The organism is Clostridium chromiireducens, from assembly GCF_003575225.1.
GTDB classification, from domain to species: Bacteria; Bacillota; Clostridia; order Clostridiales; family Clostridiaceae; genus Clostridium; species Clostridium chromiireducens.
The window spans coordinates 438,246-454,701 of record NZ_QXDJ01000001.1; the positions used below are offsets into that span (position 1 = coordinate 438,246).

A 16,456-nucleotide genomic window follows, 5' to 3' on the forward strand; every position below is an offset into this window, starting at 1 on the left:
AAGATAAATATATATATACACCTTTATGTTAATAATTCGAAATATATTCTTAAAATTTCTGTACTATAAAACATAGAAATTATACTCCCTACTGCTATAAATGGTCCAAAAGCCATCTTTTCTTTTAGTTTTTTTAATTTTAATAAAACAATTATTATTCCTATTATACCTCCTAAGATTATGGCTAAAAATAATCCCAGCATAATTGCTTTTGTACCTAGAAACAACCCACAAACAACAGCAATTTCAATATCTCCTTCTCCCATTCCTTTAGTCAGAAATACAATTAATCCTATAATTCCTCCGCCTATTAATCCTCCTAAAATTAAATTAAGGACTCCATTTTCATGCATAAAATATTGCGTTAATATAAATACAATCCCAACTATTCCACTCAAAATTGTAGTGCTGGTAAACACATATTGAGTATCAAAATCTATCATGGAAATTACTATTAGAAACGATACGAATAAACAATATTTTATAGTAATTAGAGTTATGCCAAATTTCAAGTATATTAATAAGTAGAATATCCCATTAAGACACTCAATGAGCGGATATCTTATGGAAATCTTTTCACCACAATATCTACATTTTCCCCTGAGAAATATATAACTAATTACAGGCACCAAATCTAGATAACTCAATTTGTGTTTACAGCTGGTACAATGTGACGGGGGAAATGCTATCGATTCTTCCCTAGGAATTCTATGTATACATACATTTAAAAAACTTCCTATAACTAATCCCAATACAATTATTAATCCATAATCCAATTTACTCTCTCCAATACCTCTGTAGAAATATTTCTTTTAAATTCTCAGGTAATATAATTCAAGTTATTTTTAAGAACCTTTTAATAATTCCTTATACTTCAGGCAGTTATTTTTGCTTCTGAAAAGTATGCAAAAAAACCCACCTAAGATACTATAACTATAAAGGTCGGTTGCACTATTAACTCATCACATATAAAGTGCCCAAATAAATATATGAATCATCGTTCCCTATAACATATAAATGCTATTTCTATTCAATTTTGATTATACCTTATACAAAAACATACCATCTATTACATATATTTGAATTTTATCACATAACATCTTAATAGTCTACAATTCAAATATATATTTCCTCATAAGTATGAAAAACCTTATAATATAATTTCTATCTATTAGTTTGTATCCATTTTTCATACTCTTGTCTTGTAATTATATTACTCATAACTAAATTTCTTAAGTCCATATCCATTGTCTGCATTCCAAATTTGGATCCCATTTGTATAAAACTATCTATTTGCTCAAAGTTACCTTCTCTAATTAGATTTTTTATACCTGGAGTACATACCATTATCTCCATTGCTGCTGTTCTACCTTGCCCTGAAGCTTTTGGAATCAGAACTTGTGATACAACACCTCTCAATAAAGACGATAGCTGAATCTTTACTTCATTTTGATGACTAGACTCAAATGAATTAATAATTCTGTATATACTATTTGCAGCACCCAAGTTATGTAATGTAGAAAAAACCAAGTGACCTGTTTGTGCTGCTCTTAATGCTATTTCAATAGTTTCTGGATCTCTCATTTCTCCAAGTAATATAACATCTGGATCTTGTCTAAGTGCAGCTCTCAAACCCATTGCATAACTTTTAGTATCTTGTCCAATCTCTCTTTGATTTACCATAGACTTATGGTTTTCGTATATATATTCTATTGGCTCCTCAAGAGTAATTATGTGCTTATCCTTAGTTAAATTTATTTCATTTACCATAGCTGCAAGCGTTGTACTTTTACCTGAACCCGTTGGCCCTGTAACTAGTACCAAACCATCACTTAATTCAGTAAACGATTTTAGTGCTTGTGCGGTTGCCAAATCTTTAAGTTTAGGTATAGCCTCTTTAATTACTCTCAGACATATTGCATAACTTCCTTTACACTTATATGCATTGACTCTGAAATTCCCCATTCCAGGTCTATTATATTTAAAATCAATTTCTCCATCTTCTAAAAATTCGCTAAATTTATCAGGAGCTAAATCCTGAATATATTCTCCAACTTCTTCATGAGAAATTATATCTTCTTGTATCTTAACTAATACCCCATCTATTCTTACCTTAGGAACTTGTTCAGAAGTAATATGTATATCAGATGTACTACTTATATCAACGGTATCTAATAATTTATCTATTTTAGCCACGTTCTGTATCCTCCGCATAAAAATTAGAATATTTTATAAAATTATTATATCATTACTAAAATAGTACTGTCACCTCAATTTTTTATAAAATTCTCTAAATATTTAATTTAATACTAAAAAATGATAGTTTTCCGTCAAAACTCATTACCACAAAAGGAATTTTTTTCTCCTTTTTATAATTATATTTAATTCTCGCCATACACCGTATTGTATAAATTTATATTTAAAACAATCACATCCAACTAGCAAATTAAATAATACATAATAATAAATAAAAATGTCTAAATATAATCTATATATAAAAACTCACAAAAAATATATTACAAATTTCTCAGTATTTATAAATATCATATAATTCTACCACATTATCGCTTAACTTTGGTAATATAATTTTAGTAATAATATTACATGGATAATGAAAATGTTGATGTATGATTAACATCAATTTTGAAACAAACCAACTTATGCTAAACTGCGAAAACATTATCTCTATTTTTCCTTATACTTTTAAGAAAAAACACTTTCAATATTGATAGCTATGCATATCAATATTGAAAGTGTTATTATCTTAATGGATATACCATCATTCAGGGCTTTCTTAACTCTTCTAAATGTTCTATAATTTTTTTATAATTAATATATTTTACACCTTAAACTTCTGTACCATATCAGTTAATCTTTGTGCTAAATCCGCCTGACCTTGTGCAGATTTTGCAACATCATTAATAGCAATAGTTATTTCATTAACACTATTAGATATTTCTTCAGAACTTGCTGCTGACTCCTCTGCTGTTGCTGAAACATTCTGTATAGCAAAACTTATTTGCTCAACTACTTCACTCATTTGCCTTGAAGAAACCGAAATCTCTTCAGTAATATTATTAACAAATTCCGAATCCTTTTCATACTGAATTCCTGTGTTATGAAGGAATTCATAGTTTGGTTTTACATCATTCTCCATAAATTCAAGTACATCTTCCCCGCTTTGTGAAAGTTTAGCAACTGCAACTTGTACTTGTGTAACCATCCCTTTAATATTCATAACCGCCTCAGCAGATTGTTCTGCAAGCTTTCTTACTTCATCAGCAACAACAGCAAACCCTTTTCCTTGTTCCCCAGCTCTTGCTGCTTCAATGGCTGCATTTAATGCAAGTAAATTAGTCTGCTCTGCTATAGTTCCAATAGAATCAGCCATAACTTTTATCTCTTCTACAACCCTAGCCTCTTCTATAGCCGTTAAAATATTAGTACGATTTTTTGTATATATAACAGTACCTTCTTCTATATTTTTTGAGGCTTTAGTTTTTATGTCTAGTGCACGTTTTTTTATCTCACCTACTGATACCTCTGCCTCATTCGCTCTATTTGTAAGCTCATTAGTACTAGCACTTATTTCCTCTGTTGAAGCACTTACTTCTTCAGTAGTTGCGCTTAAATCTTGAACCCCTCTAGCTATTTGTTCTATTGATTCATTTACTACTTCCATTTTTGATGAAACCTCTTCAGCAGTTGCTGATAATTCCTCACTAGTTGAACTTATATCACTAGCACTATTAATTATTTCACCGACTAAATTTTTTATGTTTTGACTAGCTTGGTTCAGTGCTTTAGCAAGACTTCCAATTTCATCGTTTGTATCAATCATTATTGATTGAGTTAAATCTCCACTTCCAATAGCTTCAGCAAAAATTAATACTTTCTTTAATTGCTTTGAAATCCAAATTGATATAGAAATTCCTAAAATGATTGCAATAATTAAAGCAAAAGAAACTATTGCAACTATTTTATATAAAGAGCTTTTATACATTGAATTATTCTCTTGATATGAATTATCTGCTTGATTAACGTTTATCTTTATTAATTCACCTATTTCATTATATATTTTCGTCCTTATTGGCGTTAATTTAGTATAATTTGCATCGGCATCGGTATAATTATTTTCATTTGCCCGTTGTATTACCAAATCATATGCTCTTTTATACTCATTTAAGTCATCTTTAAGCTTATTAAATGTTGGCTTTTCCTCATCAGATAATATTGATTTTTCATAATCTAATATTATTGCATTTGTTTCATCATATAATTGCTTTATTTCATTTTCAAGTGACTCATTTTGGTTATTCAAATTTCTTTGGGAATCAATTTTTAATACATTAAATCGTATATCACTAGTATTTTGCCTTATTGTTGTTAATTTCTTTATTGATTCAAGATTATAGTCATGCATTGAAGTTGCATTAGAATTGATTGCCTCCATATTATTAATTCCAATAAATCCAACCACAGCTATAAATAGAGACACTAAGATAAATGCAGATATTAACTTTTGTATAGTCTTTAAATTTTCAAACAGTCTCAAAAAAATACCCCCTAAAATTATTTAATTATTATTCTTATTACATTTTTCTACACTTTTATTTAATTATCGTTAAATTTCATTTAAGCTTAAGATATAAAAAAATAATAATTTTTGGAGCAAAACATTATTTTATGACAAAAAATAAAAATAATAGAGCAATAAAGAAATAAGTGTAGATAGTTAAGTGATATCTCACTTAATGTCTACACTTATATAGTACGAAATTGGAATTTATGGTTCTAATTCTTTCAAGAAAAAAACGTAATGACATCACTGTTTTAGATATTTTATATTTACTTTCTAAAGAAACTAATTTAGAATTTTCTACTAAATCATTAACTTCTTTTTCACTAACTCCAGACATCAATGCAATTGTTTCTGCCGAAATATTATGATATTCTAATAAAACTTGCAAAAATGCTCCAATTTTAAATGATGTATAAATAATCATTCCTTTACAGTTTATAAATATTATGCGGACAATAAATTAAGTGTAACAACCGTATTTAAAGGCCTTCATTAATTACTTTCCACTTACTATCCTTGCTTTCTCGTGTTAACAAAATTAACCTTTTCTGGTCGTAGCCATCCTCATCTTTAGTATGAACTAAAAAGAAAATTGAATTGATATTCTTATACTTTGAGGTATCATTTCCTATAAACCACTTATATATCTTATCCTTTTCATCATTACTCATATTATAGTCTATACTTTCAATTGCATGTGGTAATTTAATATGCTTATAATGTAATTTTACAACCTCTTTAGCCGCTTCAATTTCTTTATCTGTAAAAATTGGTCAATCATCATTATTTGATATAGTTAATTCTTGTTGGCTGTTTTCTTTTTCTGTTTTTACTTTTGAAATATTTGTGCAACCACATGCCATTACTAAACATAAAAATAATACAAAAACTATTTTTTTATTAATAAATTATCCTCCATTCAATTACTACATTATAATTTACTACTATATAATTAGCTATTATTTATCTTCTTTCATATCAAATTCTTTCACGTTCAATTTTATTATAGTACCCTCTGTTTCTCGCTCATTTACTGAATAATTAAGACTAAAATAAAGATTATCCTTAATACTACTCATATCTTCTTCACTAAACAATTCCTCTGAACTTATTTCCCATACACCTTTATTTAATATAAATTCATCAGGAAATTTTATTCCATTACCGCTTCCCCCAGATGATACAGAATTAAATAAAACATCTTTATTATGTCCTCGTTCGTTCATATAAATTTTTTTAGAGTACGATGTTATATTTCCCTGCTTACTCCCTGTGTACTGTATTTTTCCACCGTTTAATATCTGTTTATTAGGATAAATAACAATAATTCCATCACTTATTTTTATATTATTATTTTCCCCCTCAAATGAATAAACTTTAAAGATTTGCTTATCAATTATATTTTTATAACGCATAGTAGTACTAATAAATATTATATTAGAAATAAGTAAAAAAATCATAATTCCCAATATAGGTAATCGCTTCATATCTTCTCCTCTTTTAATGGTCATAAATTTTATTTTCAATAGCTACAAATTTTTGATTGATACCACTTTGTAGATTATAAATAAAAATAGTTATTCCTTTTCTTTAATAAAACTTGTAATTATTATATAACCTAAAATCACTTGAAAAATTGATAAAATATCCTCATATTTTAATAAGTATAAAATTGGATATCTAACAAAAGTTATTGGAATAGATAATATCATTATTCCTAACGAAAAATAAAGAGAAGGGATTCCTAATAAAACCAACCTAGATAAATTAACTTTCCACCTTCCGTCTTTTTTCTTCTCTGATAAGAACTTTTCTAATCCAAGTAGCAATCCTAATACTATAAATATTACAATTGACCATATAATTAAAGGCACATTATTAAATGTTCTCTGAAATTGTTCTTTTTCATATATTAAAATCTTACTACTAAATATAATGTAACATAGCAATACAATTGAATATATAGAATACATTAACCAATTATTTTTTCTCATCTTTTTCCCGTCTTTCAAACTGTATTTGATAACTTACAATTGTCTCATTATTATTTTCATTAGTACAACAGCTACATTTTTTGATTGTTACAAACTATTAAAAATATTATGTTAATATTTAATTCAATTATTTTGAAACCTCTATTTTTTATCACATAATACTAAGCATAAGGTTGCTATCGGTCCAAGAAATAATGATAATAAAAACCAATTGAACCCAGACCTATTTTTTCCTTGTGCAATTCCTGCATTAATCAAAGCCAGAGTTCCAAATCCAACATAAAATTCTTTGCTCATACTAATTATTATCTCCTAACATTTTTATAATGGACATAAATATCTATTTTCGCTTAAGGTCAACTTTTATATCAAAATATATTAATTAAATAGCTCAATTTCTAATTTATTAATTTAAGAATTCTTATTTATATATATTTTTAATGCTTTAATTAATAAAATAAGTACATATATCCCCAAACATCCTAAAGTTAAAGGTATTATAAAGGCAACCGCTGCAAATAAAGATACTGTTCCTTCCACAAATATATCCCCCTTGTGTATAATCTATTATATATTTATGATAACATATTTTTGAATTATAACCATATAGTTCATTTTGATATATTTAAAATCAACGCTTGACTTTACCTGAAGTAAGTTATATTGTTTGGGAATTTGTCAGTTATTTTTGAAATAATTATTTTACCTATAAGCCATCAAATATTATCTTTCTTTTATTCCTCTGTAAAAATTTTATATAAGCTTTTATATGTATTGGCTTCCCTTCTTCAATTTCTTTTATCCCAAACTCCTTTTCTATAAAAGTAAACATTAGTAAATTATTGTTTCTATAACTTTTCAAAGTTCGTGGACTATAATTTTGTATCTCTAATTCCAGTATAAATTCCTCTAATATATCCTTTAACAGCAAAAAAACCACCTCCTATCTAATTAAGATAGAAAATGGTTTCTAAAATACTACACACATCAATCAAATCATGTAAAATTGAATGTACATCATAATCAATATTAGTCTTTACAATTTTTCACAACTCACTTAACATTAGTAATACTAACTATTACGTGTTCTATTCATCCCATCCTTCAGGGAATTCAGCGTTGTGGTAAACTTCTTGGACGTCGTCATCATCTTCAAGTAAGTCTAGCATCTTTTGGAACTTCTTAGCATCAGCTTCATCTATTGCTGTATATGTATCTGGAATCTTCTTTACAGCTGCTTCTAAGAATTCAATTCCTTGTGCTTCTAAGGCTTCTCTGACTGCTCCAAAATCTTCTGGTGAAGTAGTTACTACAAACACTTCATCCTCATCACTTGAGAAATCTTCCGCTCCTGCATCTAGGGCTATCATCATCAATTCATCTTCATCTTTATCCTCTTTTTCAATGACAATTTCTCCTTTTTCTTGGAACATGAACGCTACACAACCTGATGTTCCCATGTTTCCGCCACCTTTTGTAAAGGCACTTCTTACATTTCCTGCTGATCTATTTTTATTATCAGTAAGAGTTTCAACTATTACAGCCACTCCACTAGGGCCATAACCTTCATAAACTATATTTTCGTAATTAACTGATGATAATTCCCCAGATGCTTTCTTAATTGCTTTTGAAATGGTGTCATTAGGCATGTTTGCTGCCTTAGCTTTAGCAATTACATCTCTTAATTTTGCATTTATCTCTTGACTAGCACCACCATTTTTAACCGCCATAACGATTTCTTTACCTATCTTAGTAAAAATTTTCCCTCTTTTTGCATCTGTTTTGCCCTTTTTTGCTTGAATATTATGCCACTTTGAGTGTCCTGACATGTGTTTTCCTCCTTACTTTTCCTTTTAATCTTGTAAAATCCATTGAAATTATAACACACTTCTTTTTAATTCACAATGTACGTATATACTTAATTTCCCTTTAATTAAATTCTTCTACATAGCTAATGCACATATTTTTACCAGAAGCTTTTGCTTTATAAAGGGCCTGGTCTGCTTTCTTTAATCCATCAAGTAAGGATTCATGTATATTCACAAACTCATATATTCCAAAGCTGGCAGTAATCTTTCCATATTTATTATTATCTATAGGGTAATTATGTTGTTCTATTGCTTTTCTAATTGATTCTCCAATTTTCTTAGCTTTAGCCAAATCACTATTTGGAAGTATAATTAAAAATTCTTCTCCACCGTATCTGCCTATACTACCATACTCTTTAATTTTGTCACTAGCAATTTCTGCTACGCTTTTAAGTACAATATCCCCGGCATGATGCCCCCATGTATCATTAATTGTTTTAAAGTAATCAATATCCATCATTATTATTGAATTGCTGCAATTTCTATTGTTTATCAGCATTTCTTCGCCATTTCTAATTATTCCATTTCTGTTTAAGACCCCTGTTAAGACATCATTGTTAGCAAAATAATTAACCTCATTAAATAGCTTTCCATTTTCAATTGCAATTGCAATATAAGAGGCTAAAATTTTTAAACCTGATATATCATGCCTTGTATAAGCATTTTTTTTATCACTTTGTACTGTCAAAAGTGCTATGGGTTCATCATTCATTAATATTGGTAAATATATTACCGAGGTAGAGAGTCTCCTTAATTTTTCTTCACTAATACCTGATTTGTCTATATATTTCCAATATTCATTAACTATATCATTAATCAATATTTCTTTTTTACTATTAAAGCAGTATGCTCCAAAACTTGTATTATCATTAATTGCCTTTTCACTTTTTTGAAATCTCTTCCCATCTTTAATAAAGAAATCATAGTTTAACATATTCTTCTCTTTGTTATACAAAGCAATACCTAGTATATCCGTATCAACTATTTTTTCAATTTCCTCATGAATTGATTTCAGTATTTCTTCAAGATCCAGACTTGATGTTATTTTCCTTCCAATCTCAGAAATAAGATCGATTTTTTTATATAAGGATTTATAAGCTTTTGCTTCATTCGCTGCGCTTTTATATTTTAAAACCGATAACCATAAATTACTATGATTTATATTGGATTTATCCTTATACTCATCATATTTTTTAAACGCTTCAAGCGCCTTTTCATATTCACCTAATTTAATATAAATATCCTTCAAAAGCTCATATGCCTTTACTCTTATTCTAATATAATCATTTAATCTTTCACTATTGATTACCAAAAGCAGCTTTGCTTTTGAAAAATTATATTGACCTAAATTATAGTAACATTTGGCCCATCTAATTAAAGTTTTAATTTTAAAATATGGATCATTATTTCTTCCGGTCATCTCAATTATTTCTTCAAATTCTCTTACTGCTTCGTCATAATTTCCAATCCTATAATTAATTTCAGCTCTTGTTCCCATAAGTTCTTCTCTATCAATAATATCATGGTTTTTCTCCATAATCTCTAGAGCTTTATTACAATACTCATAAGCCTCTTTAAGCTTATTATCATTTAACGAAATTTTTGATAATATTCCTAGTATTATAACTTCGTCTGTAACTTTAATGGTGTAATTATAACTTCTCAGTCTTTCTACTAATGCCAATGCCTCATCATAATTTTCACTTTCAATATAAGTTTCTGCCGTGTTAAGAAGTAATGCAATTAAATTACATTCATCTTTCACCTCATTAGCTAATTCAATCCCTCTTATACCGTTTCTTATCGCCAGCTCTATTTCACCTAGATTTAAATAATCCGAAAGAAGTGCGTTGCATGTTGTTATTATTCCCTCAACGTCTTGTTCCTTTTCAAAAAACTCATTTGCGATTAAGTGAGTAGTGGACGCTTCTAGAAAATTATTAGTAAAATTTTCACACCATCCAATGTAAACTAAGCACCAATGCTCGGCTGACTTGTAATTCCACTCTTTTACTAGTTCAAGTAAATGCTCAAATACCTTTTTAACATATTTGGGATCAGAATTAATATTTTCCAATGCAAACTGTCTGAAATACTTCATATGATTTTCATCTTGTTTCAACAACTTGATATGCTCATCTAACTCTGGATATCTGCTCATTACTCTCCCCCTTACCATGTAATAATCTATATTTTAACATATGAGTTTTAAATTCTTGTATATAGTCTGTTTCCTTCCTTGAAATAAATTCCCTCTTCGCTTTTTCTAACTATAATTTTCCCATTAGTTGCTTCTATAATTTCGTTTTCCATATCTTCTGATATTGCTTTTTCTGCCAATATATTAACAACAACCTTATCACTGTATTCTGTATCCTCTATATACCATGAATTTTGTCCACATAAGTGCTGAACCTTTCCAAACAAATCGTATTCCATTTCAAAACTTAATTTTAAGCCGTCAACCTTTTCAACAACTCCTGCAGATTTTATAGCTATACTTGCTCCCTTAGTATACGCTCTCGTTAATCCTCCTGCACCAAGAAGGATTCCTCCAAAATATCTAGTTACTACAACAGCACAATCAGTTATTCTACTTTTCTTCATTACTTCGAGAATAGGTATTCCAGCTGTTCCTTGCGGCTCTCCATCATCAGAATACCTCTGAATATTCATATTTTGCCCAATAATATATGCAGAACAATTATGAGTAGCTTGCTTATTCTTGCTTTTTATTTCATTAATAAAAGCTTTAGCTTCTTCTTCACTTTCAACTCTTTTTGCATATCCAATAAACTCAGATTTCTTTTCTTCAAATCTATCTTCACCAAAATCTTTTATTGTAATGTAGGACATTCTTATCTAGCTCCTTTCTAAGTCTTAATATCCTCTTTGATTATTTACTATCGAAATAATTTCCTCTTTAAGTATTTTCATACCTTTTTCTATTCTCTCTTTATCAGTTTGATAAAATGATAATCTAAAGGAATCTTGTCCATCATTTTGTGACGTGAAAAACATAACCCCTGGAGTAATATACACATTCCTTTTTTTTAGGCTCATAAAGAGTTCTTTTGTATTTACTCTATAGTCATCTTTTAAGGTTAAATAAAAATTTAGTCCACCTCTTGGGTCTATATATGTTAATATATCGCTAAACTCTTTATCTAGTATACTTTTCATTTGTGTATATCTTTGAATGTATTCATCATTTAAATCTTTTATATTCTTTTTCCACTTTTGTCCTGAAATATATGACTCCAATGCCCTCTGCATTAAACTTGACGTTGTAATATCTGTATTATGTTTTGAATTCTGTAATGTTTCTCTAAATATTTCTGGAGCCACTAAGTACCCTAGTCTTATTCCAGGTAAAAATATTTTAGAAAAACTTTTTATATATATAACCCTATCTCTCTTATCAAGCCATTTAAAAGGAACATATTCTAAAGAATTTTCATATATAAGTTCCGATAAATAATCATCTTCGATTATGTAAAAATCATAAATTTCTGCAAGATCCAAAATTCTTTTTTTCTTTTCTATACTATAACTTATACCTGTTGGGTTTTGAAAATAACTCATAGTATAAAAACATTTTATTTCATTCTTTTGAAGTATTTTTTCAAATTTATCCAAATTTATTCCATCTTCCTCTATTGGAACTTCAAATAAATTTACTTTTCTCCATTTAAATACTGATAGTGCACCAACATATGTTGGCTTTTCTACTATAATATTATCATTAATATTTAATATACCCTTTGATGCTATATCAATTCCTTGCTGCGCTCCTGAAACAATTATTATATCTTCATTATTAAGCTTATTATCCCAGAATACTTTATTTATGGTATATATAAGATTTGTATACCCATTTCTATTGTCAGAAAGCAGAGCATTGGCCCCATCTCTTTCTAGCACTTCATTAATAATATTCTTTAAGTCATCAATAGGGAATAATACTTCTGCAGTGGTTTCCCCTGTAAAATCAACTGCCTCAGGTAAAATCTCCATAGATAACTTCTTTAATGCATTTGAATATTCTTTTCTAAAATTTGAAGCAACCTCTTTTCTCTTTGCATAACTTCCACTTCCAACTTTTTGATAAGCATATCCTTCTAATTTCAATTTATTATATGCACTAACTATAGTAACATTATTTACACCTAATCTTTTTGATAAATCTCTAATAGTCGGAAGTTTATCTCCTTCTTTTATTTTTCTTTTATCAATCATATTCTTTATATAGTTAGCTAGTTGAACATACTTCGGTGTTTCGTTATTCTCGAATTTAAAATCTTTGTATATATCCATAACATTTCCCCTTTATTATCAGAATACATCTAGTTATAAACCTTATATGAATATACATTTTCACTTATCAACTTTTCATTAGATGGTAAATCTAAGTTCTTTGTATTTTTAATTATCAATTTTCTTTTGTACAATTCCTTTAAGATATCCTCAATTTTTATATCAAATTCCTTAAATAGTTCACTATTTTTTATTTCATATGAACTTAAGAATTTATTCTTTTCATATAGATAATCTAATATAAGCTTTGATGCCTCATTAATATTCTCATTTAAAAACTGTTCAATATAATTTACAGTATCTTGTATATTTTGTTTTATAAACTTACCATTAAATAACTCTTCTATTATTATGCTAAACCTATTATCAAAGTTCGTTACCATCTTTACTGCATCTTTGCTTACAGTATAACCGTTTAGGTTTAAATACAATTTAGCGAAACTATCTAAAGCTCTAATTAAAACCTCATAGGATGTAAATATGCTATCATTTTGTAAATATTTCTTAGTTACTCCAATATCTTTTATGATATTGCCTAGATATACTAAATTCCATGTTTCCTTATATTTATCTAAACTATACTTAGCTTTATTAAAAATACTTTCTATTTCTTCATCTCTTGAAAATATTATTTTAGAGGATATAAGTAAATTTCTTATAAGGCCTTTTTTCCCATAGCTCTCGTATAACGCTAAAAACTTTTCTTTACTTAATATTTTCATGTGAACTGGTATATTAAGCATTTCCGTATATATATCTCTAACATCTTCAAATATATCTTTATAAACAACAAATAAATCTATATCAGACTCTTCCCAAAGATCTCCGCTAATTATACTTCCAAATGCAAATATAGCCAGAACCTTTTTATTAGTCTTTAATATATTTATTAATTTTTCAGAGGATTTTTGATAATCCAAAATGGATTTTGACACCTTATCTCACCTTCTTTTGCCTAAAGCATTATGTACTTTATAAAAAACAATCTTATTACTATTATAACTTAAACAAGTATTTATTTAAAGGCACCACTTCTTAGGATAATAAAATCTATAAAACTTAATAAAAAAAGATTCTTAAATAAAAACATCTAAGAATCTTCTGTCCTACTATCGAATGGAGGGCAATTATCATCCGCTTTTACAAAAGGAGGACAATTTTTATCCATTTTCTTTATCTGATGTATGTAAATCTTCATTCGCCTGCTTAAAGACTCTAATATTCCTTCAAGCTCATGGTTCATTGTATAAACTAATTCCAACGATTCCCTTAGCTCTTTTCTCTCTCCAAAGGTATTATTTTGTAATGCTTGAGCTACCCCTGCTATATTTAGAGATGAAATAGATATAAAATATAGCGCATCAAGCAAAGGACGCACCTCTCTAGTAAAATAAGTTATACTAAATTGCTCAATTCTAATTGAAGCAACATTAGTTTGAGCTGTGCTTATTGCCGCTATTGCCTCACTCATTCTGTTCAGCTGATCTAATACCCTATTCTGCAACACTGCCATTTGATCACTTGATGTAGCCGTCCCTTGATTTCCTGCATTACTTGTATCAGCTGCGTTACCAGGACTTTCAGTTGCATTTGCCCCTTCTGTAGCCCCTTGATTTATTACTCTCTGAGCACTTCTAAGTGATCTTGCACTTCTCGGGTCGTTTGGATTAAATGGTCCACTTGTTTCCATAAAATATAGTCCCCCATAATATACTCATTTTAAGTATATTATAAAAAGACTATATTTATTATCAATTAATTAGTTACCATTACATTTGTTTGTACATACTCTTTAGTTTTATTTAATACCTCATCATCTACTTCAGCTACCATATAAGTTCCATCATCTTTATATTCTTCTTCAAGTATTCTTGCATTTCTATGTAAGAATGATTGAATATCACCTTTTTCATACGGTATTAAATATTCTACTTTTCTATAATTATAAGGTAATTTTTCTTCTACCAAATTCAACAATTCGTCTAAGTTGATTTTTTCCCTAGCTGAAATTTCTATTACTTCATTATCACCTATTGCTTCTTTAATTTTTGCAATCTGTTCTTCTGTTGCCTGATCTATTTTATTTAAAACTAAGATTGTCTCTTTATTTATTACCCCTAATTCCTTTAATACTTCATTTACTGCTTCGTATTGCTCTACTGATGCATCTGAGGATGAATCTATTACGTGGCATAAAAGATCTGAGAATATAACTTCTTCCAATGTTGATTTAAATGCTTCAACTAAATCATGTGGCAATTTTCTTACGAATCCAACTGTGTCTGTAAGAGTTATCACGCCTTTCTTACTTAAAGTCAATGCTCTAGTTGTAGTATCAAGTGTAGCAAAAAGCATATTTGCTTCAAATACTTTTTCTTTAATTTTATTTTCTTTATTAGCTGCTATATCACATAGAACATTTCTTAAAGTGGATTTTCCCGCATTAGTATATCCAACTAAAGATACCTTAGGGATATTTTCCTTGTTTCTTTTTTCTCTTTGTACATCTCTAGTCTTCTTGATTTTCTTTAATTCATCTTTTAAATCATATACTGTTTCCATTATATGTCTTCTGTCAGTTTCTAATTTCTTTTCACCAGGACCTCTAGTCCCTATTCCTCCACCAGTTCTAGATAATATAGTACCTAAGCCTTGCAATCTACTTAATCTATATTTAAGCTGAGCCAACTCTACTTGTATTTTAGCTTCTTTACTCTTTGCTCTTGTTGCAAATATTTCTAATATTAAAGTAGTTCTATCTATTACCTTAGCTCCTAAAGCTGCCTCTAAATTTCTTACTTGAGATCCTGATAGTTCGTCATCAAATATAATTACATTAGCTCTTTCTACTTGTCTCATAGATGCAATCTCTAAAACTTTACCTCTACCAATAAAATAAGCAGCATCTACTTTATTTCTACTTTGAAATACAGTTTTTAAGACAGGTATATCACATGCTTCTGTTAAATCTCTTAACTCCTCCAGACTTTCCTTTGTGTCTGATCCAACCAATATGGCCTTTTCTTCTGTATCCTCTATTACATCATTTGTTTTAATTTGATTTTCTATAAATCTTATTTTATCCAAAATATGTATAGACAGTATTTCTTCTAGTGATAGATTCATTTTTTCATCTGTTTCTAGCTTACTATTGTATAATGTAAGCATTCCTAATGAGAAATCGATTATCTTTCCATCTATTATAGCCACTGATACAATGGCATCTAATTTTAATTTTAACAATGCTGTTAAGTCTAAAGCTGACAGATTGCAATAGCCATTTGGATGAGTATGAATTACTCTAACTCCTGATAATCTTTTTTCTTCTATATCTATTAATGGAACTTCAACAGATGTAGAATCACCAATTGCAACAGAAGTAACATTTCCTTTTCTATTAATTCCTACACTTACTTCTCTTTCAATTTGACTAGAAATTCTCGCAATAATATTCAAAATTTCCACATCACAAACTTCATCTTTTAAGTTCCTTATAGAGTAGATACTCTCTAATTCATCTATTATAGATTTTCTTATTCCTTCAATATTTCCGTATATCATAAAAAACACCTCACATATCCCAAGGGATATTCAACAAAATAAAAAGTCAGTATGTCCGTCTATTTTCCCTCATATCCCTATCTTGACAACTTTCATATAATTTTATACTATTAATTCATTAAGGCATATAAAAA

General features: G+C 28.6%; 17 protein-coding genes and 1 riboswitch. All 17 genes read right to left on the reverse strand.

The genetic code is table 11. The annotated features are described in order from the left end of the window. Window positions 1-23: 23 nt before the first annotated feature. The 17 genes from D2A34_RS01800 to hflX all read right to left on the reverse strand — a co-directional run bounded on the left by D2A34_RS01800 (window position 24) and on the right by hflX (window position 16,322). Window positions 24-776 carry a prepilin peptidase gene (locus D2A34_RS01800; protein ID WP_119365532.1) on the reverse strand — a complete coding sequence of 251 codons (753 nt, stop codon included), beginning with the start codon at window positions 774-776 and terminating at the stop codon, window positions 24-26. 155 nt (window positions 777-931) lie between these two features. Beyond that, a riboswitch (cyclic di-GMP riboswitch) is annotated at window positions 932-1,014 on the reverse strand. Window positions 1,015-1,164: 150 nt separating this feature from the next. Beyond that, window positions 1,165-2,196: a type IV pilus twitching motility protein PilT gene (locus tag D2A34_RS01805; protein ID WP_119365533.1), complete on the reverse strand. Its 1,032-nt coding sequence runs from the start codon at window positions 2,194-2,196 to the stop codon at window positions 1,165-1,167. 643 nt (window positions 2,197-2,839) lie between these two features. Continuing rightward, window positions 2,840-4,555 (reverse strand): methyl-accepting chemotaxis protein, encoded by a 1,716-nt coding sequence (locus tag D2A34_RS01810; protein WP_119365534.1) that lies wholly within the window; start codon window positions 4,553-4,555, stop codon window positions 2,840-2,842. A 196-nt stretch (window positions 4,556-4,751) separates the two neighbouring features. Continuing rightward, window positions 4,752-5,006, reverse strand: a complete 255-nt coding sequence (locus D2A34_RS01815) for an HTH domain-containing protein (protein ID WP_147357732.1) — start codon at window positions 5,004-5,006, stop codon at window positions 4,752-4,754. Window positions 5,007-5,061: 55 nt separating this feature from the next. Beyond that, window positions 5,062-5,253, reverse strand: coding sequence for a hypothetical protein (locus D2A34_RS01820; protein WP_119365536.1), 192 nt, complete (start codon window positions 5,251-5,253; stop codon window positions 5,062-5,064). A 288-nt stretch (window positions 5,254-5,541) separates the two neighbouring features. Further along, on the reverse strand, window positions 5,542-6,069 hold the full coding sequence (locus D2A34_RS01825; RefSeq protein WP_119365537.1) for a hypothetical protein: 528 nt from the start codon (window positions 6,067-6,069) through the stop codon (window positions 5,542-5,544). A gap of 90 nt (window positions 6,070-6,159) precedes the next feature. Further along, entirely contained in the window at window positions 6,160-6,576 is a 417-nt protein-coding gene (locus D2A34_RS01830) for a hypothetical protein (RefSeq protein WP_119365538.1), read from the reverse strand. 141 nt (window positions 6,577-6,717) lie between these two features. Beyond that, entirely contained in the window at window positions 6,718-6,873 is a 156-nt protein-coding gene (locus tag D2A34_RS26560) for a hypothetical protein (RefSeq protein ID WP_182629293.1), read from the reverse strand. A gap of 114 nt (window positions 6,874-6,987) precedes the next feature. Then, complete coding sequence (locus tag D2A34_RS27385) at window positions 6,988-7,116, reverse strand: hypothetical protein (protein WP_279221600.1); 129 nt, start codon at window positions 7,114-7,116, stop codon at window positions 6,988-6,990. 166 nt (window positions 7,117-7,282) lie between these two features. After that, a complete protein-coding gene (locus D2A34_RS01835; protein WP_243128212.1) occupies window positions 7,283-7,507 on the reverse strand; it encodes a site-specific integrase in 225 nt (74 codons plus the stop codon). Between the two features lie 157 nt (window positions 7,508-7,664). After that, a complete protein-coding gene (locus D2A34_RS01840; RefSeq protein WP_079440746.1) occupies window positions 7,665-8,405 on the reverse strand; it encodes a YebC/PmpR family DNA-binding transcriptional regulator in 741 nt (246 codons plus the stop codon). Between the two features lie 100 nt (window positions 8,406-8,505). Next, window positions 8,506-10,605: a sensor domain-containing diguanylate cyclase gene (locus tag D2A34_RS01845; protein WP_119365539.1), complete on the reverse strand. Its 2,100-nt coding sequence runs from the start codon at window positions 10,603-10,605 to the stop codon at window positions 8,506-8,508. A 47-nt stretch (window positions 10,606-10,652) separates the two neighbouring features. Continuing rightward, window positions 10,653-11,300 carry a YigZ family protein gene (locus D2A34_RS01850; RefSeq protein ID WP_119365540.1) on the reverse strand — a complete coding sequence of 216 codons (648 nt, stop codon included), beginning with the start codon at window positions 11,298-11,300 and terminating at the stop codon, window positions 10,653-10,655. 24 nt (window positions 11,301-11,324) lie between these two features. Next, a complete protein-coding gene (locus tag D2A34_RS01855; RefSeq protein WP_119365541.1) occupies window positions 11,325-12,761 on the reverse strand; it encodes an aminotransferase-like domain-containing protein in 1,437 nt (478 codons plus the stop codon). A 29-nt stretch (window positions 12,762-12,790) separates the two neighbouring features. Continuing rightward, window positions 12,791-13,696, reverse strand: a complete 906-nt coding sequence (locus D2A34_RS01860; protein ID WP_119365542.1) for a nucleotidyltransferase domain-containing protein — start codon at window positions 13,694-13,696, stop codon at window positions 12,791-12,793. 155 nt (window positions 13,697-13,851) lie between these two features. Further along, window positions 13,852-14,451: a hypothetical protein gene (locus D2A34_RS01865; RefSeq protein ID WP_119365543.1), complete on the reverse strand. Its 600-nt coding sequence runs from the start codon at window positions 14,449-14,451 to the stop codon at window positions 13,852-13,854. A gap of 65 nt (window positions 14,452-14,516) precedes the next feature. Continuing rightward, window positions 14,517-16,322 (reverse strand): GTPase HflX, encoded by a 1,806-nt coding sequence (gene hflX / locus D2A34_RS01870; protein ID WP_119365544.1) that lies wholly within the window; start codon window positions 16,320-16,322, stop codon window positions 14,517-14,519. Window positions 16,323-16,456 lie beyond the last annotated feature (134 nt).

Coding starts and splice junctions, on each gene's coding strand:
- D2A34_RS01815 (WP_147357732.1), bottom strand. CDS start 5,006: ATGATTATTTATACATCATTTAAAATTGGAGCATTTTTGCAAGTTTTA.
- D2A34_RS01820 (WP_119365536.1), bottom strand. CDS start 5,253: ATGAGTAATGATGAAAAGGATAAGATATATAAGTGGTTTATAGGAAAT.
- D2A34_RS01825 (WP_119365537.1), bottom strand. CDS start 6,069: ATGAAGCGATTACCTATATTGGGAATTATGATTTTTTTACTTATTTCT.
- D2A34_RS01830 (WP_119365538.1), bottom strand. CDS start 6,576: ATGAGAAAAAATAATTGGTTAATGTATTCTATATATTCAATTGTATTG.
- D2A34_RS26560 (WP_182629293.1), bottom strand. CDS start 6,873: ATGAGCAAAGAATTTTATGTTGGATTTGGAACTCTGGCTTTGATTAAT.
- D2A34_RS01840 (WP_079440746.1), bottom strand. CDS start 8,405: ATGTCAGGACACTCAAAGTGGCATAATATTCAAGCAAAAAAGGGCAAA.
- D2A34_RS01845 (WP_119365539.1), bottom strand. CDS start 10,605: ATGAGCAGATATCCAGAGTTAGATGAGCATATCAAGTTGTTGAAACAA.
- D2A34_RS01850 (WP_119365540.1), bottom strand. CDS start 11,300: ATGTCCTACATTACAATAAAAGATTTTGGTGAAGATAGATTTGAAGAA.
- D2A34_RS01855 (WP_119365541.1), bottom strand. CDS start 12,761: ATGGATATATACAAAGATTTTAAATTCGAGAATAACGAAACACCGAAG.
- D2A34_RS01865 (WP_119365543.1), bottom strand. CDS start 14,451: ATGGAAACAAGTGGACCATTTAATCCAAACGACCCGAGAAGTGCAAGA.
- hflX (WP_119365544.1), bottom strand. CDS start 16,322: ATGATATACGGAAATATTGAAGGAATAAGAAAATCTATAATAGATGAA.